The organism is Pantoea sp. S61, from assembly GCF_016625145.1.
GTDB classification, from domain to species: Bacteria; Pseudomonadota; Gammaproteobacteria; order Enterobacterales; family Enterobacteriaceae; genus Pantoea; species Pantoea rwandensis_B.
The window spans coordinates 102,436-123,848 of record NZ_JACVUO010000017.1 but is presented as its reverse complement, the minus strand read 5'-3'; the positions used below and the strand labels follow the sequence as shown (position 1 = coordinate 123,848).

18 protein-coding genes are annotated in these 21,413 nt (G+C 52.6%); 11 read left to right on the top strand and 7 right to left on the bottom strand.

Annotated elements, in window-relative coordinates; translation table 11 throughout:
- Positions 1-60 precede the first annotated feature (60 nt).
- Positions 61-567 (bottom strand): molybdopterin-guanine dinucleotide biosynthesis protein MobB, encoded by a 507-nt coding sequence (gene mobB, locus IAE30_RS24195; protein WP_200539391.1) that lies wholly within the window; start codon positions 565-567, stop codon positions 61-63.
- On the bottom strand, positions 567-1,139 hold the full coding sequence (mobA, locus tag IAE30_RS24190; RefSeq protein WP_200539392.1) for a molybdenum cofactor guanylyltransferase MobA: 573 nt from the start codon (positions 1,137-1,139) through the stop codon (positions 567-569). Before mobA ends, mobB begins: the two co-directional genes overlap by 1 nt.
- 70 nt (positions 1,140-1,209) lie before the next feature.
- On the opposite strand from mobA, the gene IAE30_RS24185 reads away from it, so the two are divergent.
- From IAE30_RS24185 to polA, 4 genes are all read left to right on the top strand, one after another.
- Positions 1,210-1,485, top strand: a complete 276-nt coding sequence (locus tag IAE30_RS24185) for a YihD family protein (protein WP_038643998.1) — start codon at positions 1,210-1,212, stop codon at positions 1,483-1,485.
- A gap of 46 nt (positions 1,486-1,531) precedes the next feature.
- A complete protein-coding gene (locus IAE30_RS24180) occupies positions 1,532-2,518 on the top strand; it encodes a serine/threonine protein kinase (RefSeq protein ID WP_038643999.1) in 987 nt (328 codons plus the stop codon).
- Positions 2,519-2,544: 26 nt separating this feature from the next.
- Positions 2,545-3,174 (top strand): thiol:disulfide interchange protein DsbA, encoded by a 630-nt coding sequence (gene dsbA, locus IAE30_RS24175; protein WP_038644001.1) that lies wholly within the window; start codon positions 2,545-2,547, stop codon positions 3,172-3,174.
- A 366-nt stretch (positions 3,175-3,540) separates the two neighbouring features.
- Positions 3,541-6,330, top strand: a complete 2,790-nt coding sequence (polA, locus tag IAE30_RS24170) for a DNA polymerase I (protein ID WP_200539393.1) — start codon at positions 3,541-3,543, stop codon at positions 6,328-6,330.
- 408 nt (positions 6,331-6,738) lie between these two features.
- Here polA and yihA read toward each other — a convergent pair whose 3' ends face one another.
- Positions 6,739-7,377 carry a ribosome biogenesis GTP-binding protein YihA/YsxC gene (yihA, locus tag IAE30_RS24165; protein WP_038644003.1) on the bottom strand — a complete coding sequence of 213 codons (639 nt, stop codon included), beginning with the start codon at positions 7,375-7,377 and terminating at the stop codon, positions 6,739-6,741.
- A gap of 550 nt (positions 7,378-7,927) precedes the next feature.
- Between yihA and yihI the strand changes: the two genes are divergently transcribed.
- Both yihI and hemN read left to right on the top strand, forming a co-directional pair.
- Positions 7,928-8,449, top strand: a complete 522-nt coding sequence (yihI, locus tag IAE30_RS24160; RefSeq protein ID WP_200539394.1) for a Der GTPase-activating protein YihI — start codon at positions 7,928-7,930, stop codon at positions 8,447-8,449.
- A gap of 235 nt (positions 8,450-8,684) precedes the next feature.
- Complete coding sequence (gene hemN, locus IAE30_RS24155; RefSeq protein ID WP_200681126.1) at positions 8,685-10,058, top strand: oxygen-independent coproporphyrinogen III oxidase; 1,374 nt, start codon at positions 8,685-8,687, stop codon at positions 10,056-10,058.
- 35 nt (positions 10,059-10,093) lie between these two features.
- On the opposite strand, the gene glnG is transcribed toward hemN, so the two are convergent.
- The 3 genes from glnG to glnA form a co-directional block, all read right to left on the bottom strand.
- Positions 10,094-11,503 carry a nitrogen regulation protein NR(I) gene (gene glnG, locus IAE30_RS24150; protein WP_034823905.1) on the bottom strand — a complete coding sequence of 470 codons (1,410 nt, stop codon included), beginning with the start codon at positions 11,501-11,503 and terminating at the stop codon, positions 10,094-10,096.
- Positions 11,504-11,510: 7 nt separating this feature from the next.
- Positions 11,511-12,560, bottom strand: a complete 1,050-nt coding sequence (gene glnL, locus IAE30_RS24145; RefSeq protein WP_045833659.1) for a nitrogen regulation protein NR(II) — start codon at positions 12,558-12,560, stop codon at positions 11,511-11,513.
- Between the two features lie 186 nt (positions 12,561-12,746).
- A complete protein-coding gene (glnA, locus tag IAE30_RS24140; RefSeq protein ID WP_034823901.1) occupies positions 12,747-14,156 on the bottom strand; it encodes a glutamate--ammonia ligase in 1,410 nt (469 codons plus the stop codon).
- Between the two features lie 440 nt (positions 14,157-14,596).
- On the opposite strand from glnA, the gene typA reads away from it, so the two are divergent.
- The 5 genes from typA (at position 14,597) to fabY (ending at position 19,511) form a co-directional block, all read left to right on the top strand.
- A complete protein-coding gene (gene typA / locus IAE30_RS24135; RefSeq protein WP_034823899.1) occupies positions 14,597-16,417 on the top strand; it encodes a ribosome-dependent GTPase TypA in 1,821 nt (606 codons plus the stop codon).
- Between the two features lie 183 nt (positions 16,418-16,600).
- Positions 16,601-17,197, top strand: a complete 597-nt coding sequence (yihX, locus tag IAE30_RS24130) for a glucose-1-phosphatase (protein WP_038644008.1) — start codon at positions 16,601-16,603, stop codon at positions 17,195-17,197.
- Positions 17,198-18,070 carry a virulence factor BrkB family protein gene (locus IAE30_RS24125; protein WP_045815735.1) on the top strand — a complete coding sequence of 291 codons (873 nt, stop codon included), beginning with the start codon at positions 17,198-17,200 and terminating at the stop codon, positions 18,068-18,070.
- Positions 18,067-18,504, top strand: coding sequence for a D-aminoacyl-tRNA deacylase (gene dtd, locus IAE30_RS24120; protein WP_038644012.1), 438 nt, complete (start codon positions 18,067-18,069; stop codon positions 18,502-18,504). Before IAE30_RS24125 ends, dtd begins: the two co-directional genes overlap by 4 nt.
- 59 nt (positions 18,505-18,563) lie before the next feature.
- A complete protein-coding gene (gene fabY / locus IAE30_RS24115; RefSeq protein WP_038644013.1) occupies positions 18,564-19,511 on the top strand; it encodes a fatty acid biosynthesis protein FabY in 948 nt (315 codons plus the stop codon).
- A 129-nt stretch (positions 19,512-19,640) separates the two neighbouring features.
- Here the strand turns inward: fabY and IAE30_RS24110 are convergent, their stop codons facing one another.
- Positions 19,641-21,320: an AsmA family protein gene (locus tag IAE30_RS24110; protein WP_038649774.1), complete on the bottom strand. Its 1,680-nt coding sequence runs from the start codon at positions 21,318-21,320 to the stop codon at positions 19,641-19,643.
- Between the last annotated feature and the right edge of the window lie 93 nt (positions 21,321-21,413).

The following is a 21,413-nucleotide window of genomic DNA, read 5'->3' as shown; positions in this document are numbered from 1 at the left end:
CGTCTGTAGCCAGGAGATTTTACGTCTGAAATTCAGCCAGTCCCGCAAAAATCCTCCCGCTTACTGACCCGTTCTTAGCCAGTTTTCGATAAAATCAGCCACGCTAAGCGGATGATTAATATCAAGAAGAGGGTAGTCGATCGCCAGTTTCTCATCGCTGGCCAGCGCAATCACATATCCATCCAGTAAATCAGCTACTTCACCTTTGACACCACGCCGCCACAGCGCGATTTTGGCTACAGGTTCATCTTTAAAGCCTTCAACCAGCACAAGATCCAGCGCAGAATGATCCATCCGCGCGGTCAGTTCCGTCAGACCCAACGGCTTATGTGGGGTCTCGCACATCAGCGCCCAGCGCTGATCGCTGGCAACAATCACCTGATCGGCACCCGCTTTTCGCAGCAGATAGCTATCTTTTCCCGGCGTATCGATGTCCATTCGATGATGGGTATGTTTAATTAATCCAGTACGGATGCCACGCGCCTTGAGTAGAGGAATCACCTGCTGCAGCAAGGTGGTTTTACCGGTGCCGCTCCACGCGACAATAGCCAGTAATGGCATACCCATCAGTGCTTCTCCTCATCAACCAAATCGTCCGGCGTATTAATATTGCGAAACGCAGATTCAGGATCCGCGAACGTCACCGCATGCCCACCGTGTTCATGTAAGAACTGCATTAAACGCCGCTCACCCCGCAGCAGCCAGGCTTCAAGATCTTCCGCTAATGATCGATTCACCAGCGCCAGGGCAGGATGATCGCGCAGAATTGATCTTACCCAAACCGCAGGCGCATCGCCGTGCTGCTGCCATAAACGTGCAACGAAGTCCTCCGGTAACCAGGGCGTATCACAGGCACAAAAGGCGACCCACTCGGTCTTACTGTGCTGCAAGCCACTTAACATGCCTGCCAACGGACCGGGGTAATCTGGCATCGAATCAGTAACGACCTGACAACCGCTAGCCTGATAACGATCAATGTTACGGTTGGCGCTTATCAACACAATATTGACCTGTGGCATCAAACGCTGCAGAACGTGCTGATAAAGCGGTTTGCCCTGCAACTCCAGCAGCCCTTTATCCTGGCCGCCCATACGACTGCCTTGCCCACCTGCGAGGATCACGCCGGTAAATGCGGTCATTTTCGTCTCCTTGATCAAACTGGACGATACTTGCATAACGGCAGCCTACCACTGCATAGAGGAATCAATGATGAAATATCACCGACTTAATGAATTGTTTGAACTCCTGCAACCGGCCTGGCAAAAGGAGTCAGACCTTAACCTGCTGGCATTTTTACAGAAACTGGCGCAGGAATCAGGCTTCAGTGGCCCATTAAGTGAATTAACCGATGACATATTGATTTACCATCTCAAAATGCGTGACGCTGGCTGCGATGCGGAAATTCCCGGACTGAAAAAGGATTATGAAGTGGACTTCAAAACCGCGCTATTACGTGCACGCGGTGTGATTAAGGATGATGAGTAGTGTTATCCTTGCGCATTCCTTGCAACGGTAACACACAGGCAAAATGATGAGCGAAGCCGCCTTTAATTTCCAGACGCTGGACCCCGATGTCATCCTGGATGCACTTTGGGATGCGGGTCTGCGTGTCGAATCCGGCTTAACCGCCCTCAATAGCTACGAAAACCGTGTCTATCAGTTTAGTGATGACGACAAACGTCGCTATGTGGCTAAGTTCTATCGGCCACAACGCTGGAGTGCGCAACAAATTCTGGAAGAGCATCAGTTCACGCATGATCTGCTGGCCGATGAAGTACCTGTTGCTGCACCACTGGCATTGCAGGGCAGTACGCTTAACCACCATGCCGGTTTTATGTTTGCCGTTTTCCCAAGCCTGGGTGGGCGACAGTATGAAACCGATAATGAAGAACAGATGGAGTGGGTGGGCCGATTTCTCGGGCGTATCCATCAAACGGGTCGCCAAAGCCTGTTTCAACAGCGGCCAACGTTCGGCCTGGAAGAGTATGTCTTACAACCTCGCCAGGAGCTGGAGCAAAGCACGCTGGTACCGGCTGCCCTGAAGGATGCGCTGCTGAACGCCGTTGATAAACTTATCGGCACCTTACAGCAGCGCTGGCATGATAAATGGCAGCCGCTCAGGCTGCATGGCGACTGCCATCCAGGTAATATCCTGTGGCGCGATGGACCGATGTTTGTCGATCTTGACGATGCGCGCAACGGGCCTGCAGTGCAGGATCTGTGGATGCTGGTAAACGGCGATCGTCAGGAACAGCTGATTCAGTGGGATATTCTGCTGGAAGCTTATAATGAATTCAGTGACTTTGATTTACATGAATTGTCACTGATTGAGCCTTTACGCGCTATGCGCATGGTTTATTATTTGGCCTGGGTGGTTCGCCGCTGGCAGGACCCGGCTTTTCCGCGCGCCTTTCCCTGGATGACCGATGAGGATTTCTGGCGCCGACAGATTGCACTATTTATCGAGCAGGAGAGGCTGTTACATCAACCCCCGTTGCAGCTTAGCCCGCAATTTTAATGAAGTACTCAGGAGATTTTTTCACGATGAAAAAGATTATGTTTGCGCTGGTAGGTTTAATGCTGGCATTTGGCGCCTCAGCGGCACAGTTTAATGACGGCAAACAATTCGTCACACTGCCAAAGCCGGTTGCTGGTGAGCCACAGGTACTGGAGTTCTTCTCCTTCTTCTGCCCGCACTGCTACCAGTTCGAACGCGTCTATCACGTGAGTGATGCCGTGAAAAAGAACCTGCCAGCAGACACTAAAGTGACTAAATATCACGTTGATTTCCTCGGCGGAGACTTTGGTCCTGTTGTGACTCAAGCCTGGGCGGTAGCGATGGCGCTGGGCGTGGAAAGCAAAGTCACTGCACCGATTTTCGACGGTATTCAGAAAACCCAAACCATCACCGATGCGGCTAGCCTGAAAGCCACCTTCATCCAGGCGGCGGGTATCTCGTCAGAAGATTATGATGCAGCGTGGAATAGCTTTGCGGTGAAAGCATTGGTTGCACAGCAGCAGAAAGCGGCGTCCGATCTTAATCTTCAGGGCGTGCCAGCCATCTTCGTGAACGGCAAATATATGGTGAACAACGGCGGTCTGGATACCAGCTCTATGGACAATTTCGTTGCCGATTACGCCAACGTAGTGAAATTCCTGGTTGAGAAGAAGTAATTAAGCGCGAATAAACGCCGGCGATGTCGGCGTTTTACGCCCTTACTGATGACGTAATCATGATATCCCTGTTAACCCTCCGCTTAATATCCACATGGACGATCACCTTTTCAAAAAGGCGCACTTCATCACGGTAAGTTAATAACAAATTGAAAAACAATAACTTTTATCTGTAAAATGATTGCAATAAGCGTAAATAACAATACGTTATGAATTTTACGCACAAAGTTATCCACAGACCGATCCTTGCGATCCACTCCGCGTAACGACGAAAAAGATCCTGACAACCCTGCTCTGATTCAACATTCCTCTCTGGTTGTGGCATCCTTATAGCCCTCATTATCGCAACGAAGAAAATACGAACCTATGGCGCAAATTGCAGAAAATCCCCTGATTCTGGTAGACGGATCCTCTTATCTCTACCGGGCGTATCATGCCTTTCCGCCGCTGACCAACAGTGCAGGCGAGCCCACGGGCGCGATGTACGGTGTGCTCAACATGCTGAAAAGTTTGCTGATGCAGTATCAGCCGAGCCATGTGGCCGTGGTCTTCGATGCGAAAGGTAAAACTTTCCGCGATGAATTATTCGAGCACTACAAATCGCATCGTCCGCCAATGCCCGACGATCTGCGTGCACAGATCGAGCCGCTGCACGAGATGGTCAAAGCGATGGGATTACCGCTGCTGGCGGTGACTGGCGTTGAGGCTGATGATGTGATTGGTACTCTGGCACTGGAAGCAGAAAAGCAGGGCCGTGCGGTGCTGATCAGCACTGGCGATAAAGATATGGCGCAGCTGGTCACGCCGGGCATTACGCTGATTAACACCATGACTAATACCGTATTGGGCCCGGAAGAGGTCGAGCAGAAATATGGTGTGCCACCTTCACTGATTATCGATTTCCTCGCCATGATGGGTGACAGCTCGGATAACATTCCGGGTGTGCCTGGCGTAGGTGAGAAGACTGCACAGGCGCTGCTGCAAGGCTTAGGCGGTATGCAGTCAATTTATGACAATCTGGATAAAGTGGCGGACCTCTCGTTCCGTGGCGCGAAGACCATGGCAGCGAAGCTGGAGCAGAACCGCGAGGTCGCATTCCTGTCCTATCAGCTGGCGACCATTAAGACTGACGTAGAACTGGAACTGGGTTGCGAGCAACTCACCGTCAACGAGCCGGACGTTGAAAAACTGCAGAATCTCTTCGGCCGCTATGAATTTAAACGTTGGATCAGCGATTTACAGGACGGTAGCTGGCTGCAAGGCAAAAAGAGCAATGTGCAGGCACAGAAATCACTGGCTACTGAATCTGCGGTTGAGGCTGTTGAAACAGCCAGCGTGCTGTCATCTGACGGCTACGTCACTATTCTCGATGAGGCAACCTTCGACGAGTGGCTGCAAAAATTGAAAAAAGCAGAACTTTTTGCCTTCGATCTGGAAACCGATTCTCTGGATAGCTGGAGTGCCAACATTGTCGGCCTCTCCTTTGCGGTTGCGCCGGGTGAAGCGGCTTATCTTCCGGTGGCTCATGATTATCTTGATGCGCCAGCCCAACTGGATCGCAATGACGTGTTGAAGCAGCTAAAACCGTTACTGGAAGACGCTAAATCTGCAAAAGTCGGCCAGAACCTCAAATACGATCGTGGCGTGCTGAAGAACTACGATATTGAGCTGAACGGCATTAAATTCGACACCATGCTGGAATCCTATTGCCTGAGCAGCGTCGGCGGTAAACATGATATGGATAGCCTGGCTTCGCGCTGGCTGAACCATAAAACCGTCACCTTCGAAGAGATTGCCGGTAAAGGAAAAAATCAGCTGACCTTCAACCAGATTGCTATTGAGCAGGCCGCTCATTACGCAGCAGAAGACGCAGACGTCACGTTGCAGCTGCATCTTAAAATGTGGCCGAAGCTGGAGCAGGAAGCGGGTCCCAAACAGGTCTTCACTGATATCGAAATGCCGCTGGTGACTGTGATTTCACGCATTGAGCGCAACGGCGTGTTGATCGATCAAAACATTCTGGCCAAACACTCGCAGGAGCTGACCACGCGTCTGGCGGAACTGGAGTTGAAAGCGCATGAGCTGGCAGGTGAGCCGTTTAATCTCTCCTCCACCAAGCAGCTGCAGACCATTCTGTTTGAAAAGCAGGGCATCAAGCCTACCAAGAAAACCCCTGGCGGCGCACCGTCTACCAGCGAAGAAGTGCTGGCTGAACTGGCGCTCGACTATCCGCTGCCCAAAGTGATTCTGGAACATCGTGGCCTGTCTAAGCTGAAGTCGACCTATACCGACAAACTGCCTTTGATGATCAATCCGATGACTGGCCGCGTGCATACCTCCTATCATCAGGCGGTCACGGCTACCGGGCGTCTCTCATCTACCGATCCCAATCTGCAAAACATCCCAGTGCGTAACGATGAAGGTCGTCGTATTCGTCAGGCCTTTATTGCGGGTAAAGATAATCGCATCGTCGCGGCTGACTACTCGCAAATTGAGCTGCGCATCATGGCGCATCTGTCGCAGGATAAAGGCCTGCTGGATGCGTTTGCACAGGGTGAAGACATTCACCGCGCAACGGCGTCAGAAGTCTTTGGAGTTGCGCTGAGCAAGGTATCAGGTGAGCAACGCCGAAGTGCCAAGGCAATTAACTTTGGCTTGATTTACGGCATGAGCGCCTTCGGTCTGTCGCGCCAGCTCAACATCGGCGCAGGCGAAGCGAAAAAGTATATGGATCTCTATTTTGAGCGTTATCCGGGCGTACTGCGTTACATGGAAGAGACGCGCACTCAGGCGGCAGAGAAGGGCTATGTGGAGACACTGGATGGTCGCCGTCTGTGGTTACCGGATATCAGCTCCAGCAACGCTATTCGCCGTAAGGCAGCAGAGCGCGCGGCGATTAACGCCCCGATGCAGGGCACCGCAGCGGACATTATCAAACGCGCGATGATCGCCGTGGATGGCTGGTTACTGAAACAGCAGGATGATGCCGTGAAAATGATCATGCAGGTACACGATGAACTGGTGTTTGAGATCCATAAGGATGCGGTAGAGAGTGCCAGTGCGACGATCCGTCAGCTGATGGAGGGCAGCATGAAGCTGGATGTTCCACTGCAGGTTGAAGTCGGAACGGGCGATAATTGGGATCAGGCGCACTAAGAAAACATTGTCGGCGGTATATCAATGCCGCTGACATCGTCATAAGAAAAAAGTTTACTTAATCGGTTCAGCAACGATGCAAAGCCGCTTGTTAAATGCGCATTTTGTAACTGCCTATCGGCTAAGCATTTTTTTAGTAATTAAACTACATGCCTTAAGTCAAAGTGTGACGAACCCGGTAAAAAAGATGTGGAATCCTGAAACTTAACAACAAAAAACCCTTTGTTGGTCAGGAAAAATCAGGTAAAGTTCATCGCGTAGGGTACAGAGGTAAGATGTTCTATCTTTCAGACCTTTTACTTCACGTAATCGGATTTGGCTGAATATTTAGCCGCCCCAGTCATTTATGACTGGGGCGTTTTTTATTGGGCTTTTTCTGAAAAGCGGGTCGTAAACCCGCGCTTCACATTACGCAGAAGGGGCTTCTTCATCTTCTTGCGCCGGTTCCAGTTCACTGAACCAGCTATCCAGTTTCTGACGAACAATATCAACGCCGATCTTCTTGAGTGATGAGAACATCTCTACCTGCACATCACCCATAAAGCCTAATGCTGCCTCACGCACCAGTTTGAGCTGCGCTTTACGTGCGCCAGATGCCAGCTTATCTGCTTTGGTTAACAGCACCAGTACAGGGATGCCGCTCTGGACTGCCCACTCAATCATATTCTGGTCGAGATCTTTCAGCGGATGGCGAATATCCATCAGCACCACCAGGCCTTTCAGTGCCTGGCGCTTCTGCAAATATTCAGACAACGCACGCTGCCATTTACGTTTCATCTCTTCCGGGACTTCGGCGTAGCCATAACCGGGTAAGTCGACCAGGGTTTTCCCCTCGACGACCTGAAACAGGTTGATGAGCTGAGTACGACCTGGCGTTTTACTGGTACGCGCAAGGCTTTTCTGATTGGTGATGGTATTCAGCGCGCTGGATTTGCCTGCGTTAGAGCGTCCGGCAAACGCGACCTCAATGCCCGCATCTGCCGGTAAATGGCGAATATCCGGGGCGCTGAGCACGAAGTGGGTCATGTGATAATTCAAAGCAGACAAAGTAAAGCTCCAGCAAAGTGATTCGGTCAATTGGGCTGATTATACCTGTTATGGCGCAAAAGTGCCCGATAGCGTCTTAACGCGCCATTTTGTAAGAGATCGACGATAATTACTGCCAGCCATTACCGATTAATAGAATATTCACATGTTAGATAGTGTAATATTTTCAATAAGATAAATAGGTATTGAAAATTACCGCTCTAAATTAAAGACATGTCTCACTTGTTCATTTTACTGATTGGTCTACATTTGGTGTCAGTGCACGGCAGCACCCATCAGGATGATGCGCTCAGGAGTGTCGGGGATGACCAGGAGCATGGCAGGATGTGATTCAGGTATGAGTCGGACAAGGAAAAGGATTACTCGCAGGAGCGATGAGGCGAAGGAGCAACCGGGACGTTGAGAGCTGTAAAGGATTTATACCGTTATTCCTTCATTAGAAGGTGCGAAATAAGGCGATAGCATAGGCTATCGCCTTTTTTCTTTGTCATCTTTCTGCTAGATTTCGCCGCAATTCTATACTGAAGAAAAATCGCCGAGACCGGACACCATGAAGCAACCTGCACCAGCCCAGCGTGGCAAACCTGCTGCTAAAGCCAAACGCAAATCGCGTGAAGAACTGAACCAGGAAGCACGCGATCGTAAACGCGATAAAAAGCACAGCGGCCATAAAGCGGGCAGCCGTGCTAACCCGGAAACCAAAGGCGCTGGCAAAGGCCAGGGTCAGAAAAATGCCGATCCACGTACCGGCAGTAAAAAACCGGTTGCGCTGGTGGCCGATGGTAAAACTGTACCGGAGAAAAAGCCGGTAGCGAAAGCCAAACCGAAAGCGGAAAAAGTTCGTTCGACGCCGGAAGAAGAGCTGGCGAAGCTGGAAAATGATGAACGTCTGGACACCTTACTGGATCGTCTGGAAAGCGGTGAGACACTCAGCGCTGAAGATCAGGCATGGCTCGATCAAACGCTGGATCGCATTGACGAACTGATGGAAACCCTCGGTATCGCGTTGGATGACGGTGCTGAAGATGAACAAGCCGAAGTCGATATGATGCGCTTGTTAAAAGGCAACTAAGTCATTTTTGATCGGCATGCGCTTTTGCGCATGCCGCGCTAAACAGGTATTCGCTGATGCTTTGGCCTGGATCAATTTTAGCGCTGCTGCTGACATGTTATCTCCTGTGGTTATTGTTTAAACTTCGTCGCCTGTCGCGTCTGAAGTCGCGTTTACGCCGGCGTACGGCTCACCGCTATCTCTCCTCTTCTGCAACGCGACCCTCTCTCAAACGACGTCACCGTAAGGAGTGAGCATGTCATCGCAGCAGATTGAATGGGACCAGCGGCTGATTGAAAAATACAATTACGCGGGTCCGCGTTACACCTCATACCCCACTGCGCTGGAGTTCAATGAGAACTTTGGCGAGGCCAGCTTCCAGTCTGCGGTTGAACGCTATCCTCAACGCTCCCTGTCGCTGTATGTCCATATTCCGTTCTGCCATCGCCTCTGCTACTTCTGCGGCTGCAATAAGATTGTGACGCGCCAGCTGCACAAGGCCGATCGCTATCTGGATGTGCTGGAGCAGGAAATTCGCCAGCGTGCGCCGCTGTTTGCCGGACGCCGCGTCACGCAGTTGCACTGGGGCGGTGGTACGCCAACCTTTCTCAATCAAGCTCAGGTCAGCCGGCTGGTGGCGCTGCTGCGTGGCCATTTTGACATTGCTGTTGATGTTGAGATGTCTATCGAAGTCGATCCACGCGAAATTGAGCTGGAGATGATCGATCATCTGCGTGCTAAAGGTTTCAATCGCCTGAGTATGGGTGTGCAGGACTTTAATAAAGCGGTGCAGGAGCGCGTCAACCGCGTGCAGGATGAAGAGAATATCTTTGGGTTGGTCGAACGAGCGCGTGCGCGAGGGTTCCGCTCAGTGAGCCTGGATCTGATTTACGGCCTGCCGCTGCAGACGCCCGAAAGCTTTGCCTTCACTTTACAGCGAGTCATCGCGCTTAATCCCGATCGTCTCAGCGTATTCAATTACGCGCACATGCCGACGCTGTTTGCTGCACAACGCAAAATCAAAGATGAAGAGCTACCTGGTGCGGAACAGAAGCTGCAAATCCTGCAGCAAACCATTGGCACCTTGACCGATGCAGGCTATCAGTGCATCGGGATGGACCACTTTGCTAAACCGAATGATGAGCTGGCCATCGCGCAGCGTGCGGGTGAACTGCACCGCAATTTTCAGGGGTACACCACGCAAGGCGAAACCGAGCTGGTGGGATTCGGTGTCTCGGCGATCAGTATGCTGGGAGACAGTTATGCGCAGAACCAAAAAGAGCTAAAGGCTTACTATGCTAGCGTAGAGCAGAGTGGGAACGCGCTATGGCGTGGTTTGACACTGAGTGACGATGACTGCCTGCGCCGTGATGTCATCAAGACGTTGATCTGCAATTTCTCATTAGATTTTGCGGCAATTGAAGCGCAATGGCCCATCACTTTTGAAGCCTATTTTGCGGAAGATTTAGCGTTACTGGCGCCATTGATGGCAGATGGCTTGCTGGAACAGCGTGGTCGTCGCCTGCAGGTCACAGGAATTGGGCGTTTACTGATTCGCAATATTTGCATGTGCTTTGATCGCTATCTGCGTCAAAAGGCTCGCATGCAGCAGTTCTCGCGGGTGATATAAAAATCAGGGGAGCATCGCGCTCCCCTGGTTCTCACTTATTCCATTCCCAGCTCTTTCAGTTTACGCGTCAGAGTATTACGACCCCAACCCAGTAAACGTGCGGCTTCCTGCTTGTGACCCTGAGTGTGACGCAGAGCGGTGGTGAGCAGTGTGCGCTCCATCTCCGGCTGCGCTTCAGAGAGCAGGTTTTGATGACCGGAACGCAGCGCGCGGTCCGCCCATTGTGCCAGCAGGGTGGCCCAGCTGTCCGGCAGCGACTGTACCGGATTGTCCGGCGTGCTTGACTCAAACAGCTCTGGTGGCAGATCCTGAATCAACACTTCCTGTCCTGCAGCCATCACGGTTAGCCAGCGGCAGGTATTCTCCAGTTGGCGCACGTTACCGGACCAATGCAGACGCGTCAGCGCTGTTTCAGTCTCCGGATGCAGAATCTTCGCCTCAACACCCAACTCACGCGCGGCGACTTGCAGGAAGTAACGCGCCAGACGTGGGATATCCTCGCGACGTTCGCGCAATGGCGGCAAGTGCACACGAATCACGTTCAGGCGATGGAATAAATCCTCACGGAACTTGCCTTCCTGCACGCGCAGTTCGAGATTTTGGTGGGTTGCCGCGATAATACGCACATCCACTTTCACCGGTGCATAGCCGCCCACGCGATAGAACTGGCCATCGGCCAACACGCGCAGCAATCGGGTTTGCACGTCGAGCGGCATGTCACCTATTTCATCAAGAAACAGTGTACCCCCATCGGCCTGTTCAAAACGGCCCTGACGGATCTGATTCGCCCCGGTAAAGGCCCCTTTCTCATGCCCGAACAATTCGGATTCGATCAGGTCTTTCGGGATCGCCGCCATATTCAGCGCGATAAACGGTGATTTGGCACGCGGGCTGTGGCGATGCAGTGCATGCGCCACTAACTCTTTACCGGTACCCGATTCACCATTAATCAGCACGCTGATGGACGATCGCGACAAACGGCCAATGATGCGAAACACATCCTGCATCGCCGGCGCTTCGCCGATGATGTCCGTAGTCGGGCCGCTCACCGGTTGATTACGCGGCTGCTGCTGCTCCTGATAATGGCTGATCGCACGTTCAACCAGTGCGACCGCTTCATCAATATCAAACGGCTTTGGCAGGTAATCGAACGCGCCTTGTTGATAAGCGCTGACGGCGGCATCAAGATCCGAATGCGCCGTCATAATGATGACCGGCAGCATCGGGTGACGCTGTTTAATCTGTTTCAGCAGCGCCAGCCCATCCATGCCTGGCATGCGAATATCTGATAACAATACATCTGGGGTTTTACTTGAGAGTGCATCCAGCACTTCATTGCCGCTGTCAAATGTCGCGCAGCTCAAACCGGCTCCAGTGAGCGCACGTTCAAGCACCCAGCGGATGGAGCTATCGTCATCGACGATCCAGACTATCCCTCGTTGCATAGAAACCTCACTGGCGAATAGGCAGGTAAACCGAGAATTCGGTGTGTCCTGGCCAACTGTTAAATTCTATTTTTCCTGAATGCTGATCGATCAGGCTGCGGGCGATGGAGAGACCTAAACCGGTTCCTCCTTCACGACCACTCACCATCGGATAGAACAGCGTGTCCTGTAGCTGAGCAGGAATCCCAGGGCCATCATCTTCAATATCGATACGCGCCACCAGACGATAACGGGTGCCGTGCAGCGTCAGCTGAAACGCGGTACGGGTACGGATTACGATAGTGCCGCCATCGTCACCCAGCGCCTGCAGCGCATTACGCACCACGTTGAGCAGCACCTGTTCAATCTGATCGGGATCGTGTGGCAGTTCGGGCAGGCTCGGGTCGTAATCACGCACCAGCGAGACATTGTCCGGCAGCTCCATCGAGACCAGATTCACCACGCGCTCCGCCACCTGATGAATGCTTTGTGTGACGTGCATACCGGGCTGTTGGGGCCCCAGTAAACGATCAACCAGATTACGCAGGCGGTCCGCCTGTTCGATAATAATCCGGGTGTATTCATGCAGCGAAGGATCGGGCAGAGCACGCGTTAATAACTGCGCGGCGCCGCGTAAACCTCCGAGCGGGTTTTTAATTTCATGCGCCAGTCCGCGCACTAAATCACGTGCGGCGACCTGCTGAGCATGTTGCAGCTGTTCCTGGCTGAGACGGCGTTGATTATCCATCGGCGCCATTTCCAGCAGGATAAGGCCATCGGGTAGACGCTGTGCGGTCAGCGACATAATGTGCGCGCGGCCATCGACCACTAGCGTCACTTCGCTGTCGGTAAAGCCCTGGCCTGCTCCAAGACTCTCGCTCATCACCTCAATATTCAGCGAAAAATAGCCGGTTAATTCCGGTAATGGCGTGCCGAACAATTTGCGTGAGCTTTGTGCCAGTAATTGCTGCGCTGCCGGATTGGCATAATGGATAACCAGATCGTTATCGACCAGCAAAATACTGTTGATTAGAGAGTTAAGAATCTGCCCCGCGTCGGGCAATGTGCCAGTTGCCATACAGCGTTCCTCTGCACTAAATTAGTGCATTATAGCCTTTTGGGACTGAAAACTATCATTCGAACGATGAATTCGCGGTGAAAAAAGCCCATCCGGAGATGGGCTAAAGTTTCCACGGCAACAAAAAAACGTTCAGGTTATTTACGCCGCCAATAAGCGGCGTGAAATGCGCTGAAATTTTTTAAATTAAACGCTGTAGTACAGTTCGAACTCAACGGGGTGCGGAGTCATGCGCACGCGGTCAACTTCTGGCTTACGCAGTTCGATGTACGCGTCGATTGCGTCATCAGTGAACACGCCGCCACGGGTCAGGAACTCGCGGTCTTCGTTCAGTGCGTTCAGTGCTTCTTCCAGAGAGCCTGCAACTTTTGGAATCTCAGCTTCTTCTTCCGGAGGCAGGTCATACAGGTTTTTGTCCATCGCATCGCCAGGGTGGATCTTGTTGATAACACCATCAAGACCCGCCATCAGCAGCGCGGTGAAGGCCAGGTACGGGTTAGCCGCTGGATCCGGGAAGCGTGCTTCGATACGACGTGCTTTCGGGCTCGCAACCACTGGGATACGGATTGAAGCTGAACGGTTACGTGCTGAGTAAGCCAGCATAACAGGTGCTTCGTAACCCGGGACCAGACGCTTGTACGAGTTGGTGGTTGGGTTAGCCAGGGCGTTGATCGCTTTAGCGTGCTTGATGATACCGCCGATGTAGAACAGAGCAGTTTCAGACAGGCCGCCGTACTTGTCGCCAGAGAACAGGTTCACGCCGCCTTTTGACAGGGACATGTGGCAGTGCATACCAGAACCGTTATCGCCGAACATTGGCTTAGGCATGAAGGTTGCTGTTTTGCCGTACGCGTGAGCAACGTTGTGCACCACGTATTTGTAGATCTGAATTTCGTCAGCTTTTTTGGTCATGGTGTTGAAGCGGGTAGCCACTTCGTTCTGACCTGCTGTTGCAACTTCGTGGTGGTGAGCTTCAACCACCAGACCCATCTGCTCCATGGTCAGACACATAGCAGAACGGATGTCCTGAGCTGAGTCGACAGGTGGAACCGGGAAGTAACCGCCTTTCAGACCTGGACGGTGACCTTTGTTTCCGCCTTCGTATTCTTTACCGGTGTTCCATGCGGCTTCGATATCATCGATAGCGACGTGTGAACCTGAAGTAGAAGAACCGAAACGGATGTCATCGAACAGGAAGAACTCTGGCTCAGGTCCAAACAGCACGGTATCCGCGATGCCTGAAGAACGCAGGAACTCTTCTGCACGTTTAGCAATGGAGCGTGGGTCACGGTCGTAGCCCTGCAGCGTGCCTGGCTCGAGGATGTCACAACGGATGATCAGCGTTGGATCTTCGAAGAACGGGTCCATAACCGCAGTGGTCGCATCCGGCATCAGCACCATGTCTGATTCGTTAATGCCTTTCCAGCCACCGATGGATGAGCCATCGAACATTTTGCCTTCTTCGAAGAAGTCAGCGTTAACCTGGTGAGCAGGGATAGTAACGTGCTGTTCTTTACCTTTGGTATCGGTAAAACGCAGGTCAACAAACTTAACTTCGTGCTCGTTCATCATCGAGAGGACGTGTTCAGCGGACATACTTAAACTCTCCTGGAAATGGTCATAATCGTCATGGTGAGAGAACTTCGTTGCCTGGAATGTGTCACGCTTACTGACCACCCCTAACCAAGATCTCGGCAAGCTCTTTTCAACCGTTGTATAACTGTCGTTTTCGCTTGAAAGATATAAAGCGAATTCTGTGCCAACTTTATTACAATGGTAAAAATGGCGCTGTGACGCGCTCTTTCGTGAGTCGGTCACTGCACCAGTATGGATGATTCGCACTAATTTGGTGCTTCACAGATCAATTATCGCCCCAAAAAGGTGCAAAATCCCATCGCAGTGCAGATTAATGCACCGTTATTGGTGCTAAAAAACAGCACTAAGAGAAACTTTAAGGGAATACTGTGATCATGTTCAGTCTTTCGCTTAATCCGTGTACAATACCGCGTTATTTCTATAATGCCTGAGGCAAAGCTGTGATCGAAAATTTGCGTAACATCGCCATCATCGCGCACGTTGACCATGGTAAGACCACCCTGGTTGACAAGCTGTTACAACAGTCCGGTACTTTTGATGCTCGTACCGAAGCGACTGAGCGCGTAATGGACTCCAACGATTTGGAGAAAGAGCGTGGGATTACCATCCTCGCAAAAAACACCGCCATCAAATGGAACGACTACCGTATCAACATCGTTGATACCCCAGGACACGCCGACTTCGGTGGTGAAGTGGAACGTGTTATGTCCATGGTGGACTCGGTGCTTCTGGTTGTAGATGCGATGGATGGCCCTATGCCGCAAACCCGCTTCGTAACCAAAAAAGCCTTTGCTCATGGTTTGAAGCCGATTGTAGTCATCAACAAAGTTGACCGTCCGGGCGCGCGTCCTGATTGGGTTGTTGATCAGGTGTTTGACCTGTTCGTTAACCTCGACGCGACTGACGAGCAGCTGGACTTCCCTATCATTTATGCGTCAGCGCTGAATGGTATCGCCGGTCTGGATCACAACGACATGGCAGACGACATGACCCCGCTGTACCAGGCGATTGTGGATCGTGTTTCTCCACCACAGGTTGAAGTTGAAGCCCCACTGCAGATGCAGATCTCGCAGCTGGACTACAACAACTACCTGGGCGTTATCGGCATTGGCCGCATCAAGCGCGGTAAAATCAAGCCGAACCAGCAAGTCACTATCATTGATAGCGAAGGCAAAACCCGTAACGGTAAAGTCGGTAAAGTACTGGGCCACCTCGGTCTGGAACGTATCGAGAGCGCCGAGGCTGAAGCAGGCGATATCATCGCTGTGACCGGTCTGGGCGAGCTGAACATCTCTGACACCATCTGCGACACGCAGAAGGTTGAAGCGCTGCCAGCCCTGAGCGTTGATGAGCCAACCGTAACCATGTTCTTTAACGTCAACACTTCACCTTTCTGCGGTAAAGAAGGTAAGTATGTGACTTCGCGCCAGATCCTGGAGCGTCTGAACAAAGAGCTGGTACACAACGTAGCACTGCGCGTTGAAGAAACCGAAGATTCAGACGCCTTCCGTGTGTCTGGTCGTGGTGAGCTGCACTTGTCTGTTCTGATCGAGAACATGCGTCGTGAAGGTTTCGAGCTGGCGGTATCCCGTCCGAAAGTAATCTTCCGCGAATTCGAAGGCCGTAAACAAGAGCCATTCGAAAACGTGACCCTCGACATCGAAGAAACCCACCAGGGTTCAGTGATGCAGGCGATGGGTGAGCGTAAAGGCGACCTGAAAAATATGGATCCAGATGGCAAAGGCCGTGTACGTCTCGACTACATGATCCCAAGCCGTGGCCTGATCGGCTTCCGTAACGAATTCATGACCATGACTTCAGGTACTGGTCTGCTGTACTCCACCTTCAGCCACTACGACGATGTGCGTCCAGGCGAAGTGGGCCAGCGTCAGAACGGTGTACTGATCTCAAACGGCCAGGGTAAAGCAGTCGCATTCGCACTGTTCAGCCTGCAGGATCGCGGTAAGCTGTTCCTGGGTCACGGTGCTGAGGTTTATGAAGGCCAGATCATCGGTATTCACAGCCGTTCTAACGACCTGACAGTTAACTGCCTGACCGGTAAGAAACTGACCAACATGCGTGCGTCAGGTACTGATGAAGCGACCACTCTGGTTCCACCGCAGAAAATGACGCTGGAGCAGGCTATCGAGTTCATCGATGATGACGAACTGGTAGAAGTGACTCCGCAGTCAGTCCGTATTCGTAAACGTCACCTGACCGAGAACGACCGTAAGCGTGCGTCTCGCGGCGGTAAAGAGTAAGCGAAACAGTCTGATAATTAAGCCCCGCATCGCGGGGCTTTTTTGTGCCTGCAACCCGCTGCAACGCTCGCTTTGTGAAAGTTGTCCCCGATTCCAGAACGCTTATTTCCTCCTCATCGTACCTGTTCAGTAATGCTTTTTGCCGCTAGAGTGAATGATCCAGGGAATAGAAGGAGAGGCGTCATGCTGTACATCTTTGATTTAGGCAATGTGATTGTTGATATCGATTTTAATCGCGTGCTCGGCGTCTGGAGTGACCTGGGACGTGTGCCGCTGGCGACATTACAAAGTCGCTTCCAGATGGATGAAGCATTCGAGAAACACGAACGTGGTGAGATCAGCGATCCCGAGTTTGCGGCACGTATCTGTGATCAACTGGATATCGCCTTGAGCTATCCGCAATTCACCGCGGGCTGGCAGGCGGTGTTTGTCGGTGTGCGTCCGGAAACACTGGCGATCATGAACACACTGCGCGCTAATGGCGAGCGTGTGGTGATCCTGTCCAACACCAATCAGTTGCACTTTGAGTTCTGGCCAACGCAATATCCGGAAGTGCAACAGGCAGCCGATCACGTCTATATGTCGCAAGACATAGGCATGCGCAAGCCAGAGGCGCGTATCTATCAATATGTGCTTGAGCACGAAGGCTATACCGCCGATCAGGCGGTGTTCTTTGATGATAATCGCGCCAACATTGATGCGGCCCGCGCTCTGGGGATTGAGAGCGTGCTGGTGGAAGACGCGAAAACTGTGCCGGACTGGTTCGCGAGCCGTCGCTGAGTGGTAACACGTAACCATTTGCGCCATTCGGCGCACGCGTTTTTCCTGTGGGTCAAACTGCTGTGGCGCCGTGTTGATGAAGACAACATGACGACGCAGGCCGGGAATCTGGCCTACGTCTCATTGCTGGCTTTGGTGCCGCTGATCGCCGTGGTGTTTGCGCTTTTTGCCGCTTTCCCGATGTTTTCGGAGATCAGCGTCCAGCTTAAACACTTCATCTTCAGCAATTTTATGCCGGCAGCCGGTGACGTTATCCAGCGCTACCTCGATCAGTTTGTGGCCAACGTCAATAAAATGACAGCGGTGGGGATTGTCGGATTGATCGTGACCGCGCTGTTGCTAATGCACTCGGTGGACAGCGCACTCAATGCGATTTGGCGCAGTACTAAACCACGGCCAATGGTTTACTCCTTTGCTGTCTACTGGATGATCCTGACGCTGGGCCCGATACTGGCCGGTGCCAGTCTGGCCATCAGCTCTTACTTGTTATCGCTGCGCTGGGTCAATGTCACTGGCGTGACCAGCCTTATCGATCAGGTATTACGAATCTTCCCTCTGGTGCTCGCTATCCTCGCGTTCTGGTTGCTCTACAGCATCGTCCCGACGCGCCGTGTGCCAACGCGTGATGCACTGGTCGGTGCGATTGTCGCCGGGCTGCTGTTTGAGCTGGGCAAAAAAGGGTTTGCGCTCTATGTTACGATGTTCCCTTCGTATCAATTAATTTACGGCGTACTGGCAGTCATCCCGATTCTGTTTTTATGGGTTTACTGGACCTGGTGTATTGTGTTGTTAGGCGCGGAAATCACCGTCACCCTTGATGACTATCGCCAGCTAAAACAGCAGGAACGCGAAAAAGAACGAGAGGAAACATGATTGCTTTGATTCAGCGCGTCAGTCGCGCCAGCGTCGTGGTGGATGACGCGACGGTGGGTGAGATTGGCGCCGGTTTGCTGGTGTTGTTAGGGGTGGAGAAGGGCGATGACGAACAAAAGGCCCAGCGGTTGTCTGAACGTGTGCTGGGTTATCGCATCTTCGGTGATGAGAACGACAAAATGAACCTGAACGTACAGCAGGCCGGTGGCAGCGTGCTGGTGGTTTCGCAATTCACTCTTGCCGCCGACACCAACAAAGGCATGCGTCCCTCATTCTCAGGTGGTGCCGAACCGGCGGAAGCCGAACGTCTCTATTACCATTTCAGCGAGTGTTGCCGGGCACAGGGTGTGACCACGGCGAACGGTCGTTTTGCTGCCAACATGCAGGTTTCACTGGTGAATGATGGTCCAGTGACCTTCTGGTTGCAGGTGTGAGGTTTTCAGCCGAGCGGCCAGGGATCAGCCACGCAAGCTCCGAACGAGAGAATCACTTTATGTATCATCTTCGTGTGCCGCAAACGGCGGAAGAACTGGATACTTATTATCAGTTCCGCTGGGAAATGTTACGTAAGCCGCTGCGTCAGCCGCAGGGCTCTGAGCGTGATGCCTGGGATGCGCTGGCGCATCATCAGATGGTGGTCGATGAGCAGGGCGATCCTGTTGCGGTTGGCCGTCTCTATATCAATGCGGAAAACGAAGCGGCCATCCGCTTCCTGGCCGTACACCCTTCAGTGCAGGGCAAAGGATTAGGGACGCTGGTGGCGATGACGCTGGAATCCGTTGCGCGTCAGGAAGGGGCGAAGCGTGTGACCTGTAGCGCGCGTGAAGACGCCGTGGAGTTCTTCGCCAAGCTGGGCTATGTCAATCAGGGTGAAATCACCGCGCCACAAACCACGCCGGTGCGCCATTTCCTGATGATCAAACCGGTGGTGACACTGGATGATATCCTGCACCGCGCTGACTGGTGTGGTCAGTTGCAGCAGGCCTGGTACGAGCATATTCCGCTCAGTGAGAAAATGGGCGTGCGCATTCTGCAATATACCGGGCAGAAGTTCGTTACTACCATGCCAGAAACCGGCAACCAGAACCCGCACCACACGTTATTCGCTGGCAGCTTGTTCTCACTGGCTACGCTCACAGGCTGGGGGCTGATTTGGCTATTACTGCGCGAGCGGCATCTCGGCGGCACTATCATCCTTGCCGATGCTCATATTCGTTACAGTAAGCCCATTAGTGGACGTCCGGGTGCGATTGCCGACCTGGGATCACTGAGTGGCGACCTTGACCGTCTGGCGCGTGGTCGTAAAGCGCGCGTGCAGATGGAAGTGGAACTGTTTGGTGATGATGAGCTGGGTGCGGTGTTTGAAGGGGTTTATATCGTACTGCCAGCCGATGCAGATGGTGCATTAGAAGAGGGTGGCTCGGGTGCACGCATTAATTAATGCGTGCAGATTACGTTGTAGCCATCTTCAACCTCAATCGGTAGCAGCGTGAAGAATGGCGCATCGGTGAGCGACAGGGTGTCGCTACTGATACGCGGCATTCCTCGCACCGCTGCCTTTTCTGAAAACCTATTGAACCTGACCCGCATGCATCGTCTGCTGCACCGATTGCGTATCGGTGGTCACTGACACATTCCCCTCAACGCTTTGGCGCAATGGCGCGGCAGCACTCAATGAACCTTTCACCTGCAGCAAAAGATTACTGTTGCCGCTAAGAGGCAATGCAGGCCAGCCCCAGTTTTGCAACACATTGGCTGGCACCGCCTGACCTTTGAGATTCAGTGTCAATGGGCGCTGTGCATCCTGCCCAACGCTCGCGGTGCCCTCCAGCAAACCATTGCCGTTAAAGGCGCTCATTTCTGTCACCTGAATTTGCTGATCGTTAGCATTAAAGGCAATGGAAGGATGGCGCAGATCGGTGCGATTAAACGTTGCTTCCGCCGCGTTAAAGCTCGCTTTACCGCCCCAGATTCCCCACTGATGCTGGCGTGCCAGTAGCAGGTTATCGGCGTTACCATCCAGCGCGGTCATCTGGAATGGGAAAGCAGGGTTGATGTCGATCACCAGATTTCGATTGGCCGTAGCGTGTGTCACCAGCACGCTATCCAGCCATGATGGCAATGCTTGCTGCCAGCGATCGCGCCAGTTCTGCGGTAAGGTATATTCCAGCCCGGCAATAGCTAAATCATTCAGCGTCAGGCGTTTATCGCTGCGCGTCCAGTTGCCGCTGGCACGGATCACGCCATTGGCCCAACGTGAACTGAACTGGGCCAACTCAATGCCCTGCGCCGAGAAGTTGGCATTCACAATCGGATCGTTAAGCTCAAAGCCACCATTAATGAAGTTACCGGCATTCATCGACAGTGAGCCATCATCGCTTTGCCAGTCATCTCCACGCAGCGTGATGTTCTTCAGGGTTAAATCGAGGTCGGTGACAGCCCAATCCGGCCCTTGCAGTCGCGCATCGGTCATATCCAGGCGATTGATGCTCACTGACGGCACGTCGCGCAGCGGATTGAGGAAATCACTCAGATTTTGATGGGTCTGCAGGCGGATATCATTAAGACGTAGCTGATCAATCTTCCAGTTACCCTGCGTGTCGCGCTCGGCGTTGCCGGTCATCGAACCACGCGCGAGATCGGCCCCAATATTGCTGAATATCATGCGGTGCTGCTTCACACTTCCCTGCAGCAGCACATTGTTGCCCGGAACACCATTCAGCGTCAGCTTGCCCGCACTCATCTGGAACTGTGCATCGCTGCCCAGCATATCCGTCGGGGTCGGTTTCCACGGGATAATTCCGCCATTAACCCGTTCAGCGATCATCGGCAGCATGCTGTGCGGGCTATCAATGCGCACGTTATTCAGTTGCAGGCGATTGGCCTGGATAGGCAGCGTGGTATCGGGCGTCTGATTCGCGAGGTTAATCTCGCCATCACGCACGTCGATGCTATCAAAATGCAGCCAGTCACTGAATTGCACCAGTGCCAGTCCGAGGTCGACGCGCTTGGCCACCAACACCGCTGGCTGACCATCGTGCCCAAAGCTGAAATCATCCAGCATGATGTGCGAGGGAGAAGAGAAGTTATGCTCAATCTTGCTGAGGGAGAGATGCCAGGCGGTCTTGTCACTTACCCAACGGCTAAACCAACCTGCGCCCCACTGTGTCTGCAGCAAGACATACAGGACAACCAGCCCCAGCAGAATCAGCAGCAGTAAGGTAAGGAAAAACTTGCCTAAAAATTTCATCGCATCCATCCATCCCGATATTTATCCGGTAAGAGGTTGTTATGCCTGAATTACCGTTACAGCTCAACAGCCTGGATGTAAAAGCGGATAAAT